The 24,390-nt window shown below is 34.9% G+C and carries 20 protein-coding genes and 2 tRNA genes; 7 read left to right on the forward strand and 15 right to left on the reverse strand.

Translation table 11 applies throughout. The features are described 5' to 3' along the window. Position 1 precedes the first annotated feature (1 nt). From ACWA1F_RS10475 to ACWA1F_RS10500, 6 genes are all read left to right on the forward strand, one after another. Positions 2-343, forward strand: a complete 342-nt coding sequence (locus ACWA1F_RS10475; protein WP_456893705.1) for a tetratricopeptide repeat protein — start codon at positions 2-4, stop codon at positions 341-343. Between the two features lie 243 nt (positions 344-586). After that, positions 587-1,036, forward strand: coding sequence for a GNAT family N-acetyltransferase (locus ACWA1F_RS10480; RefSeq protein ID WP_456893706.1), 450 nt, complete (start codon positions 587-589; stop codon positions 1,034-1,036). 2 nt (positions 1,037-1,038) lie between these two features. After that, the gene (locus ACWA1F_RS10485) at positions 1,039-2,652 is read left to right on the forward strand and encodes a glycoside hydrolase family 3 protein (RefSeq protein WP_456893707.1); all 1,614 of its coding nucleotides are present in this window, start codon (positions 1,039-1,041) and stop codon (positions 2,650-2,652) included. A 125-nt stretch (positions 2,653-2,777) separates the two neighbouring features. Further along, positions 2,778-3,416, forward strand: a complete 639-nt coding sequence (locus tag ACWA1F_RS10490; protein WP_089054578.1) for a peroxiredoxin — start codon at positions 2,778-2,780, stop codon at positions 3,414-3,416. Positions 3,417-3,646: 230 nt separating this feature from the next. Further along, positions 3,647-3,955, forward strand: coding sequence for a thioredoxin family protein (locus ACWA1F_RS10495; RefSeq protein WP_007805605.1), 309 nt, complete (start codon positions 3,647-3,649; stop codon positions 3,953-3,955). Between the two features lie 17 nt (positions 3,956-3,972). Further along, on the forward strand, positions 3,973-4,230 hold the full coding sequence (locus ACWA1F_RS10500; RefSeq protein ID WP_008462029.1) for a DUF6952 family protein: 258 nt from the start codon (positions 3,973-3,975) through the stop codon (positions 4,228-4,230). 494 nt (positions 4,231-4,724) lie between these two features. On the opposite strand, the gene ACWA1F_RS10505 is transcribed toward ACWA1F_RS10500, so the two are convergent. Next, positions 4,725-4,809: transfer RNA gene (locus ACWA1F_RS10505), tRNA-Ser, on the reverse strand. 282 nt (positions 4,810-5,091) lie between these two features. On the opposite strand from ACWA1F_RS10505, the gene ACWA1F_RS10510 reads away from it, so the two are divergent. Next, entirely contained in the window at positions 5,092-5,289 is a 198-nt protein-coding gene (locus ACWA1F_RS10510) for a YqaE/Pmp3 family membrane protein (RefSeq protein ID WP_306158928.1), read from the forward strand. A gap of 157 nt (positions 5,290-5,446) precedes the next feature. On the opposite strand, the gene ACWA1F_RS10515 is transcribed toward ACWA1F_RS10510, so the two are convergent. The 14 genes from ACWA1F_RS10515 to ACWA1F_RS10580 all read right to left on the reverse strand — a co-directional run bounded on the left by ACWA1F_RS10515 (position 5,447) and on the right by ACWA1F_RS10580 (position 24,390). Continuing rightward, positions 5,447-5,531: transfer RNA gene (locus ACWA1F_RS10515), tRNA-Ser, on the reverse strand. Between the two features lie 151 nt (positions 5,532-5,682). Beyond that, entirely contained in the window at positions 5,683-6,081 is a 399-nt protein-coding gene (locus ACWA1F_RS10520; RefSeq protein ID WP_125721663.1) for an acyl-CoA thioesterase, read from the reverse strand. Between the two features lies 1 nt (position 6,082). Next, positions 6,083-7,216: a 3,4-dihydroxy-2-butanone-4-phosphate synthase gene (gene ribB / locus ACWA1F_RS10525; protein WP_456893708.1), complete on the reverse strand. Its 1,134-nt coding sequence runs from the start codon at positions 7,214-7,216 to the stop codon at positions 6,083-6,085. Positions 7,217-7,221: 5 nt separating this feature from the next. Further along, positions 7,222-8,673: an LptF/LptG family permease gene (locus tag ACWA1F_RS10530; RefSeq protein WP_456893709.1), complete on the reverse strand. Its 1,452-nt coding sequence runs from the start codon at positions 8,671-8,673 to the stop codon at positions 7,222-7,224. Positions 8,674-8,681: 8 nt separating this feature from the next. Continuing rightward, on the reverse strand, positions 8,682-9,374 hold the full coding sequence (locus tag ACWA1F_RS10535; RefSeq protein WP_456893710.1) for an outer membrane lipoprotein periplasmic chaperone LolA1: 693 nt from the start codon (positions 9,372-9,374) through the stop codon (positions 8,682-8,684). A 7-nt stretch (positions 9,375-9,381) separates the two neighbouring features. After that, positions 9,382-11,838, reverse strand: a complete 2,457-nt coding sequence (locus tag ACWA1F_RS10540; protein ID WP_306158858.1) for a DNA translocase FtsK — start codon at positions 11,836-11,838, stop codon at positions 9,382-9,384. 18 nt (positions 11,839-11,856) lie between these two features. Further along, positions 11,857-12,231 carry a diacylglycerol kinase family protein gene (locus tag ACWA1F_RS10545; RefSeq protein ID WP_125721653.1) on the reverse strand — a complete coding sequence of 125 codons (375 nt, stop codon included), beginning with the start codon at positions 12,229-12,231 and terminating at the stop codon, positions 11,857-11,859. A 13-nt stretch (positions 12,232-12,244) separates the two neighbouring features. Next, a complete protein-coding gene (gene tpx, locus ACWA1F_RS10550; protein ID WP_306158862.1) occupies positions 12,245-12,742 on the reverse strand; it encodes a thiol peroxidase in 498 nt (165 codons plus the stop codon). Positions 12,743-13,003: 261 nt separating this feature from the next. After that, positions 13,004-13,903, reverse strand: coding sequence for an ROK family protein (locus ACWA1F_RS10555; RefSeq protein ID WP_456893711.1), 900 nt, complete (start codon positions 13,901-13,903; stop codon positions 13,004-13,006). Positions 13,904-13,925: 22 nt separating this feature from the next. Next, positions 13,926-15,389 (reverse strand): glycoside hydrolase family 125 protein, encoded by a 1,464-nt coding sequence (locus ACWA1F_RS10560; RefSeq protein WP_456893712.1) that lies wholly within the window; start codon positions 15,387-15,389, stop codon positions 13,926-13,928. 6 nt (positions 15,390-15,395) lie between these two features. Then, a complete protein-coding gene (locus tag ACWA1F_RS10565; RefSeq protein WP_456893713.1) occupies positions 15,396-17,678 on the reverse strand; it encodes a GH92 family glycosyl hydrolase in 2,283 nt (760 codons plus the stop codon). 186 nt (positions 17,679-17,864) lie between these two features. Further along, the gene (locus ACWA1F_RS10570; protein ID WP_456893714.1) at positions 17,865-20,132 is read right to left on the reverse strand and encodes a GH92 family glycosyl hydrolase; all 2,268 of its coding nucleotides are present in this window, start codon (positions 20,130-20,132) and stop codon (positions 17,865-17,867) included. Positions 20,133-20,463: 331 nt separating this feature from the next. Continuing rightward, complete coding sequence (locus ACWA1F_RS10575) at positions 20,464-22,452, reverse strand: beta-mannosidase (protein ID WP_456893715.1); 1,989 nt, start codon at positions 22,450-22,452, stop codon at positions 20,464-20,466. 423 nt (positions 22,453-22,875) lie between these two features. Then, on the reverse strand, positions 22,876-24,390 hold the full coding sequence (locus ACWA1F_RS10580; RefSeq protein ID WP_456893716.1) for a SusD/RagB family nutrient-binding outer membrane lipoprotein: 1,515 nt from the start codon (positions 24,388-24,390) through the stop codon (positions 22,876-22,878).

Here is a 24,390-nt window from a genome sequence, read left to right on the forward strand (position 1 = left end):
TATGGAAATCAATGAAAATTTGCAGAACGAACGAAATCTGAAAGGAGCTGAGTTCGAGAAAAATGGAAATCTTGAAAAAGCAATTGAATTGTATGAAGAAAATGTTGCGGAAGGCTTTAAAGGAAATCATCCTTACGATCGATTGGCAACGATTTACAAAAACGAAAATGACCTCGAGAACGAAATTCGGGTTTTAGAAAAAGCAATTGTAGTTTACGAAATAATTACAATTGAAGATCGTTTGGAAGGATTGCCAAAACTTTTCCGTTTTAAAAACCGATTAGAAAAAGCGATTGAAACTAAAAAGCAATTAGCAAAACAGAAAAAAGCTAAATTGAAATAAGATCATTTTTAACACATAGAAACATAGATTTTCTTTTGTGTAAAAGAGTAAATAAAAGAGAAACTCGTTTCTCCACACATAGCTAAACGTTAGTAGCTTTGTCAAAGTTTTAAACTTTGACAAAGCTTTGCGTAAAGAATTGACATCTCGCTATGTTTTTTAAGCAAGTGAAACGCCTTTTTTACGCTTTAATAATCTATGTTTCTATGTGTTTAAAAGCTCAACAACTAAAACCACTAATTCATGATCAACATAAAACGAACCAATTCCGACGATATTGATTTTATAAATCTGGTTGCTTTATTAGATCAAGATTTAGCGATTAGAGACGGCGAAGATCATGCGTTTTACAATCAGTTTAATAAAACTGATAAAATAAAACACACGATTGTTTATTATGAAAATGATGTTCCTGTTGGCTGTGGCGCTTTCCGCGAAAAAGAAACAGACAAAACGGAGATCAAACGAATGTATGTTCATCCCGATCACCGCAAAAAAGGAATCGCTTCAGCGATTTTAAATGAACTCGAAATCTGGGCAAAAGAAGTTGGTTATACTTACACTATTTTAGAAACAGGTAAAAATCAGCCTGAAGCCATCAACTTATATCAAAAATTAAATTATACCATCATACCCAATTATCCGCCTTACGAAAAGATGGAAAATAGTGTCTGCATGAAAAAGACTTTATAATAATGAAAATTACAGCCGAAGCATTAAAACAGAAAATAGGACAATTCTTTTTTCCTGCCGTATTCATCAACGATACCGAAGAAAACATTCAAGAAACCGAACGTTTAATCAAAGAACACAATATTGGTGGATTAACTTTTTTCCACAGCCGTGCAAGCGCTGCAACCAATTACGAAAGCAAGAAAAAAGTCGTTTTTAATGATGACAGCTACGAAAAAATTAAAGCCTTAATTGTTCGTTATCAAAAAGCCGCTTCTACTCCACTTTTAATCAGTATTGATGCCGAATGGGGATTGGCCATGCGTATTGAAAAAACACCACAATATCCGTATGCAATTACGCTTGGCGCTTTACCTTCAACCAAATCTAATTTAGTTTACGAAGTTGGAAAACAAATTGGTTTAGATTTAAAAGCTGCCGGAATTCAGTACAATTTATCGCCTTTGGCAGATATTAATAACAATCCAAATAATCCTGTTATTGGTTATCGTTCTTTTGGCGAAAACAAAGAAAAGGTAGCCGATTTTGCCGTTGAATATTTAAAAGGCCAATCAGAAGTTGGTGTTTTAGGCTGTCTGAAACATTTTCCTGGACACGGAAATACTAATGTCGATTCGCATTTAGGATTACCAGTTTTAAAAGAAACTTTAGAAGAATTATTAGAAAACGAATTAGTTCCGTTCATTAAAGGAATTGAAAATAATGTCGATTCGATTATGATTGGACATTTGGCCGTTCCGAGTTTAAATGACGGAAAAGATACTTCTGCAACTTTATCAAAAGCCGTAATTCAGGATTTATTGAGAGATAAATTAGGTTATGACGGTTTGGTAATTTCAGATGCTTTAAACATGCACAGCGTTTCGAAATTATACGATGTAAAAGGACAATTAGAATGGGAAGCTTTCAACGCAGGAAACGACGTTTTATGTTTCGCTGAAAATGTTCCAGAAGGAATTGAGGCTATTTACAAAAATGCTTCACCAGACCGAATTTTCGAAAGCTATAATAGAATCATGAAAGCCAAAGAAAAAGCAGGAATTCTATCTGGAAATACCGCTGCTTCTGGTGAATTAAACTTCAAAAAAACATCAGATTTAAATCTTGAAATTGCTCAAAATGCCATTACAAAAGTCATCGATAACGGAATTTCAGATTTAGCACTTGAATCTCAAAAAAACAACAAATTAGCTAAACTAAGCTTATATAAAAATACCGACAATACATTTTTCAAAACTTTAAATACACAATTGCCTTCAGCAGAATTTGCTATTGAAAATCTAGAAAATTCTAACATTTCCGAAATCGAAAAACAGCTTGAAAATTTCGATAGTATAGTAATTGCCTTATTTCCGCCAAAAGCGAAACCCTTAAATAATTTCGAAATCGACAATGAAGTTTTCGATTTGCTTTCAAACTTATTGCAAACCAAAAAATGCATTGTTTACGTTTTCGGAAATCCTTACGTTTTGCCTTTAATTCCGAACCTTAAAAAGGCTACAGGGCTTGTAGAAGCGTATCAAGATTTTGAAGAATTTCAAAAAACTGCAGGAATTCAATTTTTAGAAAAAAATAGTTTTGAAGGCGGCTTGCCTGTAAACATTGAAATTCAATAAGTTAAAACATTAAATAGTCAAAATTTATCAACTTATAAATTTTTATAATCACATCTTATTGTAAGAACATGTACTTCTGCCCTACTTTTGCACCAGAAATAAATTTTTAACGTAAAACGAAAAATATGTCTTTAGTAGGAAAAAAATTCCCAAGTATTGCAGTAGATGCTATCTCAGAAATGGGTGATAATTTAAAAATCAACATTTTTGAAGAAGCAGTAAACAACAACAAAAAAGTATTATTGTTCTGGTACCCAAAAGATTTTACTTTTGTTTGCCCAACTGAATTACACGCCTTTCAAGCTGCATTACCAGAATTTGAAAAAAGAAATACTATCGTAATCGGAGCTTCTTGCGATACTAACGAAGTACACTTCGCTTGGTTAAACACTCCAAAAAACAATGGTGGTATCGAAGGTGTAACTTACCCAATCTTAGCAGATACAAACCGTAACTTAGCTAACATTTTAGGTATTTTAGATATCGAATCAACAAGCTACAGCGAAGATACAGATTCAGTTATCATCGAAGGTTCAAACGTAACTTACAGAGCTACTTACTTAATCGACGAAACTGGAAAAATCTTCCACGAAAGTGTTAACGACATGCCATTAGGACGTAACGTAAACGAATACTTAAGAATGGTTGACGCTTACACGCACATCCAAACTAAAGGTGAAGTTTGTCCTGCAAACTGGGAAGCTGGTAAAGAAGCAATGTCTGCTGACAGACTTAGTACTGCTGAATACTTAAGCGCAAACTAATTTTTTAAGCTTCTAAGCTACTGAGCCTCTAAGGCGCTAAGCTTTTGAAACTTAATAAATACAATTCTACAATACAGTCATTGGGTTCTAAGATTAACACTTAGAATCTTAGAACCTGGATGACTTTAGATCTCAAAAAATAATTTTAACGTTAAGTCATTTTATGGACTAAGGCTAAAAAACTTAGAACCTTAGTACCTCAGCGGCTTAGCACCTTAAAAACAAAAAACATGTTAATCGACTTAAACGAAGATACGTTAGCAGATTTAGTTGCTAAAAACGAAAAAGTAGTAGTACAATATTCAGCTTCATGGTGTGGAAATTGCCGTATTATGAAACCAAAATTCAAAAAATTAGCAACAGAAAATGAAGCTATCACTTTTGTTTTGGTTGATGCAGAAAATTCTCCTGAATCAAGAAAATTAGCAAACGTAAGCAACCTGCCTACTTTCGCAACTTTCGTAAACGGACAATTGGTTGGCGAAACGCAAACTAACAAACAAGAAGTTTTAATCGATCTTGTAAACGCAATTGCTTAATTCATAAACTCCACAACATGAAATTACCAGTAATAAAGCATTTAACACAATTCATCGAAGAAAACGATCAGGATTATATCATTGAAACTATCGAAGTTCTAGAAGCGATGACCGAAATTCCTTCTCTAAAAGACGAAGAATTAGACGTAATCGGCGAATTGATCTCCAATATGTACGGCGCCCTTGAAGTTCAAAAATTAGTAGCTCAAGGAACCGACAAAAAAGAAGCTCTAAATACGTTCATGAAACGTGTTTTAGGTTCTATCGATAAGTAATCGACACCCTCCAAGATTAAATACAAAAAACAAGGCTAAGAAAGCGTTTCTATTTTAGGGACGCTTTTTTTAGTGCCTAGTCCTTAGTTATTAGTCCTTAGAGTTCTTAGCAAGTCGCTTTTGTCACCCTGAGCGAAGTCGAAGGGCGCAAAGTAGCTCCGCAATCCAAAATCTAAAATCTACCTTCTAAAATCTACCTTCTAAAATCTAAAATAATAATTTGGGCGAGCCACCATCCCGATAAAAAGGGAAATTCTCTTTGCGCTTATACCCCTTTTTATCGGGAAGCTGTCGGGCTATCCGCTCCGCTGCGGCGGACTACTCCTATCCCTCTCGCGGGACGGTTTCAAAAGATATTTTTATTTCTTTTCGGTGTTATCCTGAAAAGGAAGGATGACAAGATTGTGAATTTTTATGCTTTTAAAAGCAAAAGCCTCTTAATCGTAAGATTAAAAGGCTTTAGTTTTTTTAATTTCCTTTGAAATTATTTTCAGCGGAGAAAGAGGGATTCGAACCCCCGGACCTGTTACAGTCAACAGTTTTCAAGACTGCCGCATTCGACCGCTCTGCCATTTCTCCAGCATGTCGCAATCGTTATCTGATTGCGAGTGCAAATATAATGCGTTTTTTCGATTGAGAAAACTTTTTTGAAACTATTTGCAAAGAAAATGATAGGTATATAAAAAAGAAAATCCTAGATAAAGCTAAAGGTTTCAAATTGAGGAAGAAGCAAAAAGATTGAGATCTTACTTTTTTTATGAAATATCTATCTTTCCTCTGATTAGCGCAATTTTACTTTGCGGAAAGATTTTAAGTAACAAATTATGAGATCTGCGACATATAAATAAACTAAATAAAATGATGACACTTATAGCAATATTTTTCCCATGTATTTCCTTTGTTCTAAGAGGTAAAATTTTGACGGCATTACTCTGTTTAATTTTACAACTTACTTTAATCGGATGGGTGCCGGCTGCAATATGGGCTGTGATATCACTTCAGAATTCAAGAGCGGACAGACGCAATGAGAAATTGATAAAAGCAATGCGAAATCGATAATTTAGCTATCTCTTCTAACTACTTCCCTACCTTTCCTAAACTTTATTTTGCGATGGCAAATTTCATCCAAAATTCGAAATTAAATGCAAACTCAAAATTTTAAGAAAGTATTAAAAAAAGAAAAAACCCTTAACTAAGTTAAGGGTTTTAAAGTCTGCGGAGAAAGAGGGATTCGAACCCCCGGACCTGTTACAGTCAACAGTTTTCAAGACTGCCGCATTCGACCGCTCTGCCATTTCTCCAGTATGTCGCTCTCATTGTCTGATTGCGGGTGCAAATATAAGACGGTTTTTCGGTTATCAAAACTTTTTTTGGAATTATTTTTGAACTTTTTAAAAATAATTTCCAAGTATCTAATTATCAATATTTCCGAAAATGAGATTTTTTCAAAAATTAATCCAAATCATCCAAAATTGGCGTTGGTTTTTTGTTTTCGTCAACGGCAACAAACGAAAAAGTTCCAGAAACTACCGTTTCGCGAAGCTCAGAATACATCTGTTCCATAAAAATATCGACATGAATTTTACAGCTTGTTCTTCCAACACTGTCTACTTTTGCCACTAATTCAATTAAAGTTCCCGCAGGAATTGCTTTTTTAAAATCAATCTGACCTGTTGAAATTGTTACTACTTTCTTACGGCTGAAACGCGTAGCACAGATAAAAGCAACTTCATCCATAAGATGCAATGCTGTTCCTCCAAATAAAGTGTCGTAATGATTGGTTGTGCTAGGGAAAACTGCTTTAAAAATTCGAGTTTCTGATTTTTGAATTCTTTCTTCTACTGTTCCCATATTAATAATTAACGTATTCTGTAATTTCAAGTCCGTATCCAATCATACCAACTCGTTTTGTTTGCTCTGTATTTGAAACCAATCTGATTTTAGAAATATCGATATCATGAAGAATTTGAGCTCCAATACCATAATCTTTGCTGTCAATAATAACTTTTGGAGCTTTTAAGGTTCCGTTGGCCTGTAAATTTTTAAGCTCAGAAATTCGGTTTAAAAGATTAACAGCTGTCATGTCTTGATTAATGAAGATTACAGCTCCTTTTCCGTTTTCGTTAATTACTTTAAACATATCGTCTAATTGCTGTTCGGCATTATTAGTCAGTGTTCCTAGTAAATCATTATTTACTTGAGAAGAGTGAATTCTAGTTAAAATAGGTTCCCCAGAACTCCAAGTTCCTTTAGTTAAGGCAATATGAATCTGTTTATTTGTAGTCTGTTCGTAAGCTCTTAATCTAAAAGTTCCAAAACGGGTTTCGATATCAAAATCTTCTTTTTTCACAATCAAACTGTCGTGCTGCATTCTATAAGCAACCAAATCTTCGATCGAAACTAATTTTAAATCGAATTTTTTAGCCACTTTAATCAATTCTGGCAAACGAGACATTGTTCCATCTTCGTTCAGAATTTCGCAGATTACTCCAGCAGGTTTAAATCCAGCTAGACGTGCAAAATCAATTGCAGCTTCAGTGTGTCCAGTTCTTCTTAAAACACCGCCTTGTTTTGCAATTAAAGGAAAAATATGTCCAGGACGAGCTAAATCGTGAGGTTTTGTATTGGGATCAATTAATGCCTGAACTGTTTTAGATCTGTCGGCTGCAGAAATACCAGTCGTAACTCCGTGTCCTTTTAAATCAACAGAAACCGTAAAAGCGGTTTCCATGTGGTCTGTATTGTTGGTAACCATGGCACGAAGATCCAATTCTTTGCAACGGCTTTCTGTAAGTGGTGTACAGATTAATCCGCGTCCGTGAGTAGCCATAAAGTTGATCATTTCTGGAGTTACTTTTTCGGCAGCAGCCAAAAAATCACCTTCGTTTTCACGATCTTCATCATCGACTACAATGATTACTTTACCTTGACGAATATCTTCTATAGCTTCTTCAATGGTATTCAGTTGTATTTTTATTGTTGACATAATTATTATTGCTTTTGAGCAGGTGAAAACCGCTCAGAAATTTTTTGAAAAAACAGTGAAATCGGCGTTGTTATCGCATCAAAATTAATCAATCCGTTGTCGTTAGTGGCGCGGTAGGTTAATAATACAGCTAACGGCGATAATATGAATGAAGACATCCAAGAGCCTAAAAATGGAGCCATTCCGCCTTCTTGAGACAGTCTTTTTCCGAATGTATTGATGAAATGGAATGTAATAAAAATTAAAACAGCAAATACAATAGGAAGCCCAAGTCCTCCTTTTCTAATAATAGCACCTAGTGGAGCTCCGATAAAGAACATTAAGAAACAAGCAAACGCAATAACGAATTTCTCGTATAATGCATTGTAGTGTTTGTTGATTTCTCGCTGTTTGTCTTTTAGATCTCGCTGAGTTGTTTCGATCGAATAAATATTACTCGTAATATTGCTTCCAGCCATTTTTAAGATATCTACTTTATCTTTATTTGAATAAATAGACAAAACGTCGTTTGGAAGCGGTTTCTTTTTAATGTTTTTCTGAGAATCTTTAGCAAATCTTTTAATTCCAACTCTCTGATTAATGTTTTCAGAAAAAGAAGCAATTTCGCTGTCTAAATTTTTGTTTAATGAGTCTAAAGTATAGCCTAGCTCATTAACATTCAACATAGCATTTGTTCCTGCAATACTTTCTTTACTGTCGTCAACTTTGTTAAGTTCAGACAAATCGATATTGATGATCTGTTTTTTAAATTTTCCTTTTATAAAAGGCAATTTTGCACGATCCTCATATTTTTTCGGAGTAACGTCTTGATAGTAATAACCGTCATTTAAAACCAGTTTCAAAATGCTGGATTTCTCATTGCTGACCAATTCGCCGGTTTTAGCTTTAATTACGGTTTTGTTTTCACCCATAGTATTGGCCTTTTCGTGAATTGTCACGCCAGCCAGATGATTTCCGTTTTCGCCAGATTTTTTGTTAACCTTAATATTGTAAGTGCCAACATCGTTAAACTGACCTTCGGCAATAGCCATTGCAGGTTTTGCTTGTGCAATGTTTTTTCTAAAGTTGACAAACTTATATTCGGCATACGGAATAACATTGTTTGCAAACCAAAATGCAACAATACTTAAAACGAAAATAAAAATAATCAAAACCCTCATTGCTCTTTGCAATGATATTCCTGAAGATTTCATGGCTGCAAACTCATAATTTTCGGCTAGATTTCCAAAAGTCATAATCGAAGCCAATAACACCGAAAGCGGTAGAACAAGCGGGATAATACGAGGCATAGAAAAAAGCAGGAATTTCACGACCAATATTAAGTCGAGATCTTTACCTGCTAGTTCTGATATAAATAGCCATACTGTTTGAAGTATGAATATGAAAAATAAGATTACAAATACCGTAGTAAATGTAAATAAGAATGTTTTTAATAAGTATTTGTCTAGAATTTTCAACCTTCTGATTAATCTAATTTATTGATGTAGTATTTCGGGTATTTACTCGCTACAAAGGTAAATTGATTTTTTGATAATGGCTGATTGGTTTTAAAAGAATTAACGGTTAAAGTTGTTTTTGTTCCGTTTTTTCCAGTTTCAATCAAATTATAGATGTGTTTTGTCTGAACGTCAATACCTAAAAGAATCTCTTTTCTTTGATCTTTTCCACTCGTAGGAACTAATTTGATGTATTGAATTTTTCTTCCTTTTACATTCTGAACGATATCCATGTTGTATTTGTAGCCAGAATTGAAGAAAGTAAGCATTTTAGAAGGAGTAATAGCGTTATCATCCTTTTCGTTTACTTTTGAAATAGTAACTTCTTCATCTTCAGGAACAATAGTGTACGTTTTTTGGCCGTCAAAAATTTTGGTAACGCCCATAAAATTCAAAACATATTGATTTCCTTTCATCGTAACGTTTCCTTTACTGTCTTGATTGATGTTTTCTTTGGCGTTATTCAAAGAATATTTAAAATCGATAACAATATTGTTGTAGCTTTTAATTTTAGAAGTTACTTCGTTCAATAAATCTTTCGCTTTTTTATCTTGAGCTTGAATAGAAGTGAAGCTCAAAAGCAATATAACTGCCATTTGAAAACACTTTTTAGTCATGTTTGTGATAGAATTGTTGTTGATTTCTTGAATTTTTGCTTTCATGATTGGATTAATTTTGTTCATTATTAAAAAATTGATCAAGAGCATTTAAATCTAAGATGTTTACACTGCGTGCTTTACTGCCTTCAAACGGACCAACAATACCTGCTGCCTCAAGTTGATCGATCAAACGACCGGCTCTGTTGTATCCTAATTTTAATTTTCGCTGCAATAAAGAAGCAGAACCTTGCTGTGCATTGACAATTATCTCTGCCGCTTCTCTAAATAAAGTATCTCTTTCGGAAATATCTATATCAAGATTGATGCCACTTTCTTCTCCAACGAACTCTGGAAGCAAATAAGCGTTTGGATAAGCTTTTTGTCCACCAATAAAATCTGTAATTTTTTCCACCTCTGGAGTGTCAATAAAGGCGCACTGAACACGCACGACATCATTTCCATTGGTGTATAATAAATCCCCACGTCCAATAAGCTGATCTGCACCTTGAGTGTCCAAAATGGTTCTTGAATCGATTTTAGAAGTTACTCTAAAGGCAATTCTAGCAGGGAAATTGGCTTTAATTAAACCTGTAATTACGTTTACAGAAGGTCTTTGTGTTGCAATAATCAAGTGGATACCAATAGCACGGGCTAACTGAGCTAGACGGGCAATCGGAACTTCGACTTCTTTTCCTGCTGTCATAATCAAATCGGCAAACTCATCGACAACCAAAACGATGTAAGGTAAAAATCGGTGACCTGCTTCTGGATTTAATTTTCTAGACTTGAATTTTTCGTTGTATTCTTTAATATTACGAACCATCGCATCTTTTAATAAAGAATAACGATTGTCCATTTCTGTACAAAGCGAATTTAAAGTATTAACAACTTTTGCATTGTCTGTAATAATAGCATCTTCTGTGTCTGGAAGCTTCGCTAAATAATGTCTTTCAATTTTATTGAAAAGTGTAAGCTCTACTTTTTTCGGGTCAACCAAAACAAATTTTACTTCTGCAGGATGTTTTTTGTATAAAAGCGAAGTTAAAACCGCATTTAATCCGACAGATTTACCTTGTCCCGTTGCTCCTGCCATCAATAAGTGAGGCATTTTTGCCAAATCGACTACAAAAGTTTCGTTAGAAATGGTTTTTCCTAATGCAATTGGCAATTCCATTTCAGCTTCTTGGAATTTTGCTGCTCCAATAACGCTTTTCATAGAAACCATAGTTGGGTTTTTGTTCGGAACCTCAATACCGATAGTACCTTTTCCTGGAATTGGCGCAATAATACGAATTCCTAGCGCAGATAATGATAAAGCAATATCATCTTCTAAACTCTTAATTTTTGAAATTCTAATTCCCGCTTCAGGAACAATTTCATATAAAGTAACCGATGGACCAACGGTAGCTTTAATTTGTGCAATTTCAATTTTGTAATTACGAAGTGTGTCTACAATTCTATTTTTATTTTCTTCTAATTCTTCCTGATTAATGGTAATTCCGCCAGTCGAATATTCTTTCAATAAATCGATTGTTGGGAATTTGTAATTCGATAAATCCAAAGTCGGGTCAAAAAGTCCAAAATCGGCAACTAGACGAGAAGCTAAGTTTTCTTCGATTATATCTTCCTCCTCTGCTTTTTCAATAACAAAAGCTTCATCTGGAGTAGCAGTAACTTGCGTAACAGCTGGTTGAATTGGTTTTAAAATAGGATTTAATTCAATTTCAGACGAATGAGAAATAGTTGGTTTTAAAGCTTCTTTATTGATTTCGAATTGAGAATCGACAGTTTTAATATGGATATTATCCAATTCAGGATCGTTTTCTTCCTCTTCTTCTTTAATAGAAAACTCTTCCAGATTATAAGCACTTTCTGGTTGTGCAACAGCTGGTTTTAATGTGTCTAATTCTGATTTTAATTCTTTTTTAGTCGAATCAAAATAAGACTGGATTTTTTCTGGAGATAATTTGATTTTGAAAATCAAGTATACAATTAAACCAAAAAGCAGCGTAAGCAAAGTACCTGTTTTTCCGATATAATCTTGAAGGAATATATTTAATTCGTAACCAATTGTACCTCCTAATTCTGGTGCAGAAGTTGCAAAGAAGCCAAATAAAACAGAAACGATAATGATGGCAAAAATATCCCAGAACCAAGTGTTTTTGAGTTTTTGGGTAGAAAGTTCCAATGCGAGAAACATTCCCGTAAGGAAAAATAAACGCACGAATATGAAAGATGCAAGACCGAAACCTCTGTAGATAATCAAATCGGCAAGATAAGCTCCGAATTTACCGAGCCAGTTCTCAGCCACTTCAGTGCGATCGCCAAGCTGGTTTACAACGCTTTGATCGTTTTGCCATTGTCCGTTAACGTAAAAAGAAATAAATGCTACCAAAAGAGCAATAGAGAAAAGAACCAAAAGACATCCTAAAACAAATTTTTGTTGTTTAGACATCTTAAAAGATCTTTTATTTCCTTCTTGTTTATCGTTTTTTTTATCTACAGTTTCTTTTTTATTTTTTGCCATTCTTGCGTTTTCCTTTGCCTAAATAAATTTTGGAATATAAATAATCAAGCCTATTGCTATTGCAGTCATTGCAGCAAAAAATACTGCCCCTGCAGCAATATCTTTTATAAAACCGATTCGTCTGCTAAAATCGGGGTGGATAAAATCGGCTATTTTTTCAACTGCCGTATTTAATCCTTCAATGCTTAAAACAAAACCAATGGCTAATGTCTGACATAGCCATTCGGTTTGTGAAATATGAAAATAGAACCCAGCTATAGTCATGATGATTCCCAATGAGAATTGCACCATAATGCTGTGTTCGGTTTTTATTAATTTTACAGCTCCATTAAAAGCATATTTCATGCTTTTTAATCGACCTGTAACAAAGGTATTATCTTTTTGAAACTCCATTTAAGGGAAAATATTATAGTACAGCTAAAGCAGCTTCGTAATTTGGTTCGTTTGCGATTTCAGCAACTTGTTCTGTGTGAAGAACTTTTCCGTTTTCATCAACAACAATGATTACTCTTGAATGTAAACCTGCTAATGGTCCGTCAACAATTTCAAGTCCGTTTGCTTTACCAAAAGCACCAGTTTGGAAATCTGATAAGTTTACTACATTTTCTAAACCTTCAGCACCGCAAAAACGTTTTTGAGCAAAAGGCAAATCTCTAGAGATACATAAAACAGTTGTGTTTTCTAATCCGCTTGCACTTGCATTGAAAGTTCTAACCGATGTTGCACAAGTTCCTGTATCTACACTTGGGAAGATGTTTAAAACTAATTTTTTACCAGCGAAATTGCTCAAAGACGCAACTGATAAATCGTTTTGGACTAATTTAAAATCAGCTAATTGTGACCCAACAGCTGGTAATTCGCCTGATGTATGAACTGGATTTCCTCCTAATGTGATAGATGCCATGATTTTTGTTTAAAATTAATGAGGCTCAAAAGTAAGGATTAAAATTTGAATCTAAAAGTATTTGTTATGGGTTTAAGGAGAGATTAAGAATGGTTTTGGGGTAGCCACGAATTCACTAATTTACATGTAGAAAATTTGTCGAAGTTTAAAAATTTGACAAATTTTTTCGATATAAATTGCCTCCAGCTTTAGCTAGTTGCACTTCAATCGTATGTATTATAAACAAAAACGGATGAGTTGGTTTACTCATCCATTTTTGTTTTAATCGCAAAGAAAACTGACGGCTCCTAGTAAGGCAGCAATTTCATTATCGTTTGAAATGGAAACCTCAACTTTTAAATCCGATTCTTGGATTATTTTATTAAATGATGATAAAAACAAATCGCTCGCATTGGCAATTTTTCCGCCAATAATGATGTGATCTGCAGTGAAGTTTTTAATCCATGGAATAACAACTTTTGCTAAATCCTCCCCCATTCTTTCAAAAACTGCAATGGCTGACTGATCTCCATTTTTCGCTAAAGCATACAATTCCAAACCATTATTAAGATCCGTACCGCTTAAAGATTTGTAATGTGACAAAAGACCTCTAACCGAAACATAATCTTCTGCCATACCTTCTTGATAAGGCAAATTATATATTTCTCCATCAGCAGGAACAGAATTTCCTGAACTAATTGATACTCTTTTATCAATAAAACAAGCTCCCAATCCTGTGCCTAAGGTAACTGCCATTACTTTTTTAGAAAGGTTTTCTTGTTGTTTAAAGACTTCTCCTTTCCCAAAACAAACAGCATCATTTTCAAAAAGAACTGGAAAATCAGCAGGAAAACCAAGAGTTTGCAAAAGGAGTTCTCTAATGTTCAATCCGTAAAAATGTTCGTATTTCGACTGGTCTTTAATCCAACAGATACCGTTTTTATAGTCAAATGGCCCCGGCATGCAAACTGCTATTCCCGTAATATCTTTTATTTTAGAATTTTCTATTGCGGTGCAGATTACTTTTTTCCAGATATTCATGACCTCAGCTACGGACTTATTCGAATCAAAAGATTCTTTGTAGAGCGAAAAGTCCAAAACTTTCATATCGGTTTTATTGATGACCGCGGCAGTAATATGCGTTCCTCCTATATCTAGCCCAATGGCATGTGATGTATTCATTTTTACTTTTTTAGCTTTAGTACTAGATATTTTTATCTTTTAAAATTTGAGGATAATGAATACTGGTGTGCACAATCATTTCGCCAAATAAGGTATTCGCCCAAGCAAACCATTTACGAGTAAACTTGTTCACATCGTCTTTATGAAAAGATTCGTGCATGAATCCAGTATCGGCATTGGTTTTAATTAAATTGCTAATACAGGCTTTTATTTCTTTTTCGTCTACACTTGTAATCGCTCTTAAAACAATACTCATAGGCCAGATGGTATCGACTCCTGTGTGTGGGCCTCCAATGCCTTCGCCTGCTTTTCCTTTATAGAAAAATGGATTGTTTTCTGATAGCACTACTTTTCTTGTATTCAAATACAAAGGATCATTTGGAGCAATAGCACCTAAATAAGGTAATGATAATAACGAAGGCACATTGGCATCGTCCATCATGTGGAAACTGCCATAACCGTTTACTTCAAAAGCAATAATTTTTCCGAATTTTGGGTGATTGATAATTCCGTGTTCGTTCAAACCTTTTTGAACTTGATCTCTTAATTCTGTGGCTTTTGCAACCAAATCATTGTCTTTTAAAGCTGGAAGAGAGAAAATTTCGATTAGATAGCCTAATATTTCAATGGCGAACATATTACTCGGAATCAAATAACCGAACAAAGTAGAATCGTCACTTGGTCTGAAAGTCGACACAATTAATCCGCAAGGTTTTACTGGATAGCCATAACCGCCTAACGGAACTCCATCTGTTGCCCATGCTGTCTGACGCTGAAAACTATAAGGTCCGCCTTTTCCGTCCATTCGCTGCTGTTCTTTAAAAGTTTGCAGAACTAATAGCATCGCTTCTTTCCATTTGGCATCAAATAAACTGATATCTCCCGTTTCTTTCCAATACCCGTGCGCTAAGCGAACTGGATAGCATAAACTGTCTATTTCCCATTTTCTTTCATGAATTCCGGGCTGCATTTTGGTAAGGTCATTTTTCCATTCGCTTTCCTTCGTAAAATCTTTATAAAATGCATTGGCATACGGATCGAGCAGAATACATTTCGCTTGACGATTAATTACTCCTTTTACTAATTCGGCCAACTTTGGATCTTCTTTTACAAACGGAATATACGGCCAAATCTGCGCTGTACTGTCTCTAAGCCACATGGCATCGATATCTCCTGTAATGACATACGTATCTGGTTTTCCATCTATAATTTCAAAATCGACCGTGGTATCTAATGTATTTGGAAAACAGTTTTCGAAGATCCAAGCCAATTCTGGATTGCCGATTTGTTTTTTAACGCGTACAATTGCAGCTTCAATGGCTTTACTTGTAAATTTTCTTTCGGCAACTGGAGGTCTTTTCGAAACAAAATCTTTTAAAGGAAACTGAAAAGTATCGGAATTAAAGCCGAAAGCTTCTGTTTGAATGGCTAATAATCCTGCTGAAAAAATGCCAGCGTTTTTTATAAATTTTCTACGTGACTGCATATCTTTTTATTTTGAATTTGAATAAGAATATGGGAATGCTTCTTTTGTTGTACCTCTTTTAAAATTAGGCGAATTGGTCATATCAAAATTTAACTCTCCACCTTTTAACACCTCAAAATGATTGATGTAATTTTTAATATGAAGAGCATTATTCCATTTCAATTCGTTTACATATTTGTTGGTTTCCGAATTATTTGGCGCGTTGATGACAAGCTGTTTTCCGTTTTCTAACTGTAATGTCGTTTTCTTAAATAAAGGCGCCCCAAAAACATATTCGTCTGTCGCCGGACAAACTGGATAAAATCCCATGGCTGAGAATATGTACCATGCAGAAGTCTGTCCGTTATCTTCGTCTCCGCAATAGCCATCTGGAGTTGGTTTGTACAAACGATTCATGACTTCTCTCGACCAATATTGTGTTTTCCAAGGTTCTCCAGCATAATTGTATAAATAAATCATATGCTGAATGGGCTGGTTTCCGTGAGCGTATTGCCCCATATTCATGATCTGCATTTCGCGAATTTCATGAATAACAGCTCCATAATAACTGTCATCAAAAATTGGAGGCGTCGTAAAAACAGCATCTAATTTTGCTGTGAAATTTTTCTCTCCGCCCATTAAATCAATCAACCCTTGAATATCATGAAAAACACTCCAGCTGTAATGCCAGCTATTTCCTTCGGTAAAAGCATCTCCCCATTTAAACGGATTAAAGTTGGCTGGAAAACTGCCGTCTTTATTTCGTCCGCTCATTAATCCTACTGCTGGATTATAGAGTTTTTTATAATTCAGCATTCGTTTTTCATACAAACTGATTTCTTTGTTCGGACGATTTAACGCTTTTGCCAATTTCCAAATCGTAAAATCATCATAAGCATATTCTAAAGTTCGAGCCGCATTTTCGTTGATTTTTACATCATACGGAACATATCCTAAAGTATTGTAATACTCCACTCCTTTTCTCCCCACCGCTTCTAGCGGACCTTCGTTATTAGCTCCGTGCAGCAAAGCTTCGTACAAAGTATTGATATCATAACCGCGTAATCCTTTTATGTAAGCATCAGAAACTACAGAAGCAGAATTGTTGCCTACCATTACATTTCTAAATCCTGGACTTGACCATTCTGGCAAGAATCCGCCTTCTTTATAATCGTTTATTAATCCTTCCTGCATTTCTTTATTTATCGAAGCATAAACCAGATTTAGCAAAGGATATAAAGCACGAAAAGTATCCCAAAATCCAGTTCCTGCATACATATATCCCGGCAGCACTTTTCCGTTGTAGGGACTGTAGTGCACAATTTTTCCATCTTTATCAATTTCATATTGTTTTTGAGGAAAACAAACAGTTCGGTATAAACACGAATAAAAAGTCTTTAACTGATCTGTATTGGTATCTTCAACAGTGATTTTTCCAAGAACTTTATTCCATTCTGCTTTAGATTGTAAAACTGTTTCTTCAAAAGTTGCTGTTCCTAATTCTTTTAAATTTAATTCGGCCTGTTCAAAACTTATAAAAGAAGAAGCCACTTTCACATTGACTTTCTCTCCTTTTTTGGTTTTAAATCCAATAACTGCACCGACATGATTCCCTTCTGATTCTAATTTATCAGCGGCTAAATCTTTATTCAGCCAAGTTGAATTCGCTTCAAACTTTTTATCAAACAACAAAACAAAATAGTTTTTAAAATTTTGAGGAACTCCGCCGCTGTTGCGTGTTGTATAACCAATTATTTTATTTTCTGAAGGAATTATTTTGATATAAGAACCTTTATCGAATGCATCAATTATAATGGAAGATTTTTCGTTTTCTGGAAATGTAATCTGAAAATGCGCTGCTCTTTCTGTTGTGGTAATTTCGGTGGTAACGTCATGATCAGCCAAATAAACGCTGTAATAATAGGGTTTTGAAACCTCAGCTTTATGACTGAACCAACTCGCGCGTTCGTCTTCGGCGAAAGCCAATTTACCTGTAACAGGCATAATCGAAAACTGACCGTAATCGTTCATCCACGGTGAAGGCTGATGCGTTTGCTTAAATCCTCTGATTTTTTCGGCTGTATAAGTATATGCCCAGCCATCGCCCATTTTTCCAGTTTGAGGCGTCCAGAAATTCATTCCCCACGGTCGACAGACTGCTGGATACGTATTTCCGTTTGAAAGATTATGTAGCGATTGTGTTCCCATTAAAGGATTTACATATTCTACAGGATCTAAAGACTTTACCTGTGCATTTAAAAAGATGCTGCATTGCACTAATCCAAGAAAAATTAAACTTTTTATTTTCATATTATATGTGTTATCCTGCAAGGTTTCCAAAACATTGTAGGCGTTTATTTTTTTGCGAAATTTAAATCTCACTTGTCTAAACTTTGTTAAAGCGACGGTAAATCTGAACTTTAAATCATACCTACAAGGTTTTGGAAACCTTGCAGGAACGCGTAATCTAAAATCTAAAAATCCAAAAATCTAAAATTATTCAGGTCTATCCTCCTTCTTCACTCCCCAAGTCGCCGATGGTTTGCTTCCCATAAACAATTTCAATTCTCCGCCTTTTACAATCATATCTTGTGTGATGTATGATTTTGTATACGGTTTTCCGTTGAATTCTACTTTTTGAATATAGATATTTGAAGCGCTGTTATTAACCGCATTTATTGTAAAAGAAACCTCTTTTGTATGATGAATCACGGCACTGTTTACCAACGGACTTCCCATAACATAAATTCCGTTTGCTGGATTAACCGAATAGAATCCCATTGAAGATAAAATATACCAAGCCGACATTTGCCCTAAATCTTCGTTACCGCACAATCCGTCTGGTTTTGTAGAATAAAATTTATCGTCGATTTCGCGAATTAGTTTGGCTGTTTTCCAAGGTTGTCCTACATACGCATACAAATACGGAATATGGTGATTCGGCTCATTTCCGTGTGCGTATTGTCCAATTAAACCGCTGATATCTGGTGAAACATCTTCTCCTTCTACTTTATCGGTTAGTAAGAAAAGCGAATCTAATTTTGCGATAAATTTTTCTTCATTTCCAAACAATTCAATCAATCCATATGGATCTTGCGGCACCAGCCAAGTGTACTGCCAAGCATTTCCTTCTACATAATCGTCTTTTCTATGAGCAGAGGAAAGCGGATTAAACGGTGTTCTCCAATTTCCATTAGTCAATTTTCCACGCATAAAAGTGGTTTCTTTATCGAAATACAATTTGTATAAATTGGCTCTTTTCGTGAAGTAATTATAATCGTCTGTTTTGTTAAGCGATTTTGCCATCAAAGCAATACAATAATCATCGATGGCATATTCTAAAGCATTTCCAACAGATTCCAAATGTTTATCAGCAGGAATATATTCGAGTTTTTGAACATAATCCATCCCGTCACGCGTTTGCATCGCCGTTTTTTTGATTGCTTCGTAAGCTAATTCTGTATCGTAATCACGATATCCTTTTAAATACGCATCGACAATAACGGCTATAGAATGGTTTCCATTCATGGTATTGGTTTCGTTGCCCATTAAATGCCAGACTGGCAATCTGCCTTGCTGCTGATAAATCGCTAAAAATGATTTTACAATATCATTAATTTTTTCAGGTTGCACTATAGTATATAAAGGATGTAAACCTCTATAAGTATCCCAAAGCGAAAAAGTGGTGTAATTGGTAAAATTGGCTTTTTCATACACTTTTTTATCTGTTCCTCTGTAATCTCCATTGGCATCATTAAAAATAGAAGGCGCAAACATCGTGTGGTACAATGCTGTGTAGAAAACTTTCATTGTTTTTTCATTGGCTTTGATCTGAACTTTATTGAGTTCTTTATTCCATTTTGAATCTGCTAATTTTACAATCGCTTCGAAATTCCAATCTGGAATTTCTGTTTTTATATTCGCCGATGCATTTTCTGTGCTCACTGGAGAAATCCCAACTTTTACTAGAATTTGTTTATTTTTTAAGGTTTTAAAATCTAAAACAGCTTTTATTTTTAAGCCTTCACCTTCTGTTCCTTTAACCACAGCTGTATTATCATAAACAGCCATATTGGTAATTGGTTCAGAGAATTCCATTGCAAAATAAATGCGCTGATCTGAAGCCCAGCCTGCCGAATAACGATATCCTTCTATTTTATTTTCGCTGATTTTTTTAATGAATGTTTTTACAGGTCTGTCCCAGCCAATTCCGTCAGCGAGGTCAATTAAAATATGAGAATCGTTTGTATTTTCGAAAGTATATTTATGAAAACCAACTCTTTCGCTTGCCGTTAATTCGGCTTTCACTTTATATTTATCTAAAAGAACGCTGTAATATCCAGGTTTAACCACTTCGTTTTTATGAGAAAAATACGAACCGTAACCGTTTACCATATCTTCTTTTGTGCCTTTCGTCAAGCCGACTTTTCCGCTAACAGGAAGCACCAAAATATCATTTAAATCACCAATTCCGGTTCCACTTAAATGTGTATGCGTAAAGCCTAAAATCGTATTACTTGCGTAGTTGTAACCACTGCACCAATCCCAACCTTCAAAAATATTTACCGGACCTAGCTGAACCGCACCAAAAGGAACATTAGCCCCCACAAAAACATGACCATGACCAGCAGATCCGATAATTGGATCGACATATTGTGTATAATTTGCCGCATTTTCTATTTTCTTTTTTTGAGAAAATGCAATACCGCCGCAAAACAGATTAAAAATTAAAACTCCGCTAAAAATTAGTTTGCTGTTTATCATTTGTATTTTTTTATTTTTTTGAATTCATAAAGAATCCCTTCTTCTTTTATATAACCCTAGTAATAGAATAAAATCTTGTCTTCGTAAGGAGACGCACTGCGGTGCGCCTCTACATAAAAATTTATAAAAACACCCAATAAAGGATAAATTATCGTCTTCGTAAGGAGACGCACTGCGGTGCGCCTCTACATAAAAATTTATAAAAACACCCAATAAAGGATAAATTATCGTCTTCGTAAGGGAGACGCACTGCGGTGCGCCTCTACGGAAAAAACTTTGTCCCTCTGTCTCTTTGTCTCTTTGCAACTTAGAACCTTAGCATCTCAGTACCTTAGTACCTATTCAAAACCTCATATAAAGAATAAATCTTAATATTTTCTTTATTGACTTTTCCTTCAAACGAAATTGTTTTTTCTTCTCCCGCTTGTAAATCAAAATAATTATCGCTCCATTTTCCGTTATAACCTTTGGCTGAAATGCAAACATATTTAGCTACTTTTTCTGCTTTTAGGATAATTGCATTTCCTTTTATTTGCCAATTTATTTTTGGATCTTCCAGTTTTAAATTTATCGGACGAGTGAAATCAATTTCTGGTTTGATATCATCTCGATAAGCTTCTCTTATAGCATACCAAGCTGCTTTAGGCTGTCGGTTCTCGTAATCGGTTATGCTCCAACTGGCAACTGGCCAACAGTCGTTTAATTGCCAGACCAAAGTTCCCATATTATACGGGGCTTTTGAACGATGGGTACCGACAATATTTTTTATAGAATAATAATGCAGGCACTGACTCAAGTATGCATAATCTTCCAAATTCATCTTTTTTATTTTAGATGCATCGATAAAATATTTGCCGAGATAAGAGTCTAACTTCTCAAAACCTTTACCCGCTTTTAAATGTACTTTTAGTATATCTGAATATAAATGACGATCTTCTTCTGAGGTGAAATTTTCAATTGAAGAATAATTAGGCAACGATAACATTCCGTATTCGCTCACAAATCGTCCCGTTTTTTTCTGAACAGCTTCAATATCTTCCAATCCCCACCAAATACCCCAATAATGGCTATCTCCTTCGGTTATACTTTTGGCTTTTGACCAATGATGCAAAGGTGATGAACTTAAATAAGGACGTTTTCCGTCAACTTCTTTTACCCATTTCGGAATACTGTCGTGAAACAAACGCGTATAATCTTTCCATAAACGAGTAGAATCTTGTTTGGAGATTTTGAAGCTTTTCATCCAACCCCAATTTTTAAAAGCTTCGTCAGATTCGTTGTTGCCGCACCATAAAACGATGCTTGGATGATGGCGTAATCTCTTTACCTGATACTGAACTTCTTTTTTTACATTATCAAAAAAAGCATCGTCTCCAGGAACCATTGTGCCGGCAAACATAAAATCCTGCCAAACATTTATTCCGTATTTATCGCATAAATCGTAGAAATAATCATCTTCATAAATGCCTCCGCCCCAAACGCGAAGCATATTCATATTGGCTTCTTTTGCCGATAAAACTATTTTTTCGTATTCTTTTTTGGTTACTCTCGAAAGAAAAGCATCAGACGGAATATAATTTGCTCCTTTCATATAAACGGGCTTTTCATCAATTTTAAAATAAAAAGATCTGCCCAAACTATCAGGTTCTTGAATCAATTCAATTTTTCGATTTAAAACATAAGGTTTCTCAGGCTCTTTCTCATCATAAGCTTCTAATCTTGGCGTTTTCCATATTCCGCAAGTGGTAAATTTTGGTCCCCAATCCCATCCAAAATGATATTGCGCTTTACGTACATAAGCACGTGGATTGTCTGGAATTACAAATGGCTGATCTTTTTTAGCCAATGAATCGACAACGTTTTGCGCCGATTGAAATACGATTCGTAAATCGTTATTTCCTGGTTTCAAGTTCTTTTTAACCTCAACACGCCATTGACGAAACATATTATCGGCTTTTAAAACCAGCTGATTGTTTACATATATGGATGCGTAAGTGTCTAATCCGTCAAAAACTAGCTCTGTGTTTTTCTTTTTCAGCATTTTTGCTGTAACCTGAAAAACAGTTTTGTATTCCCAGTTTTTACGTTCTATCCACTGCAAGTTTTTTTCGTTGTCTCTATAAAAAGGATCAGGAATCAATTTATTGTTCAATAAATCGGTATGAATTTCTCCCGGAACTGTTGCGGGATACCATTTTTTAGTTTTTTCTTCACGGTATGTCCAATTGTTTTTTAGATCGATTTGCTGTGCAAAAGCAATCGATGTAAAGCTTGCCAGACATAGGCTCAGTAGCCAGTGAAGTTTTTTGTGATGATTCATTTTTTGGAATACTATATTAATACCTTCTAAAATTAGTAAAAAGGCATCTAATTTGGCAGTTTAGAGAAGGAAAGAACTGACCGTGTTATTCCTTCTCTGCAGAATTTATTCTTTGTTAGTAACTCTAAAATACAACTAGAAATATTTTCTTTACCACTGCCTATGCTTTATATTGGTTTTGATTTGTATTGTTTAAATTCAAATAATGAAATAAACTTTAAGTATATTTTTTTTAAATGCTGAAAATAAATCCATCTTTTTCAGCAGAATACAGTTTTGTTTTTCTGCGAAAAAAAAGCATTTGAATCTGCAAAATAACTTTCAATTACACTTTGGAGATCAATTCTTTATTTGGTTTGAAAATAAGCCGGGTATGCTCATTACCCGACTTATTTAACTAACTAACCAACCAAATTTAAAAATCTATTTGTCCCACCAGATTCTTGTGGTCATTAAATCTAAACCTTGACGTTGAATCGCTTCTTTATAATTAGCCTCGTTTGTAATTAGTTCTGACTGATCATAAATTAATCTTCTCGGAATTGTTCCTTTTGTCTCTCCAGTTGGATCATTTACAGGAACTAAAACTGGATAACCTGTTCTTCTGTATTCTGAAAATGCTTCAAAACCATTAAACAATAACAAAATCCATTTTTGAGTGATAATCTGTTCGATTTTTTCTGCTTCTGTTCCTGCAGATTTGAACGGATAAGTGGTAATGTAAGTGGTATATTCTGCTGGTGAAACCAAAGGCACTTTGTCTCCAAAAATGGCTAAAATATTCATCGCTCCTCTTACTCCGTTTTCATAATACGTTTGAGCAGATCCGCCAACATTCCATCCTTTTACTGCGGCTTCTGCCAATAAATATTGAACCTCAGCATAAGACATAATTAGCGTTGGAGCATCATATCGCAATACGGTTGATGTATTTGGATCTGAGAAAAGCTTTTTGTCTCCGCCTGGAAATTCTTTTGCATCATTTGCCAAACCTTGCTGATTTGCAGGGTTATTATCTCCTGTTGCTTCTAATTTTGCATAAATTCTTAAACGAGGGTCGTTTGTGTTTTTCAATAAATCGATGAAAGTTTTACTGAATTTGATATTCGATTCTCCTCCGTTCAAATCATTTCTAACCCATGAAGAAGTAATCGGATTTGTTTTTACTCCTGGAGGCCCTGCATCATGTCGCAAAACCAAACTGTCATCATTTGAAGTAAAAACACCTTTAGCGAATGCTTTTTCTACAAATTCTTTTGCTTTTGCAGGATTTACTTTAGACAAACGCATAGCCACTCTTAACATTAAGGAGTTTGCCAGTTTTTTCCATCTTGCCACATCGCTTTGGTAAAATAAATCAGCATTTCCAACAAAAGGTTTTCCTGCGTCTAGCGCCGTTCCAGCTTCGTCCAATTCTTTTAAAAGATCATTATAAATGGCTTCTTGCGTATCATATTTTGGAGAAAAAACGTTTCCGTTATATCCTTTTCCTGCTTCAAAATAAGGAACTTCACCATAAGTGTCGGTCAGTTTTTGGAACAAGAAAACTTTCATGATTCTGCAAGCTTGAATCATATTTGTATTTTCTGGCGTATCTTCTACTACAGATAATAATTGGAAAATCTGATTTAATCCTTTTCCGTACGTTTCTCCAAAAAGAGCAGCCGAATATTCAGAAGAATAGGCGTATTTCGAACCTGCGCCACTCGGTGACGAAAATTGCTGCACAATCTGCGCTGCGTAAATATTATTTCCTCTTGTGTTAGAAAAATCTTGTCCGTCAACATAAATTTCGGCAAGTGTAAACATCGATTTTACAGCTGGATCTGTTAAAGCATTTGGATTCGTATTCATTTCTTCGAATCCTTTATCGCATGAAGCTAATGTCAAAGCACTAACAATTGCGACACAAAATATTTTGATATATCTATTTTTCAT

Source organism: Flavobacterium erigeronis, from assembly GCF_054075165.1.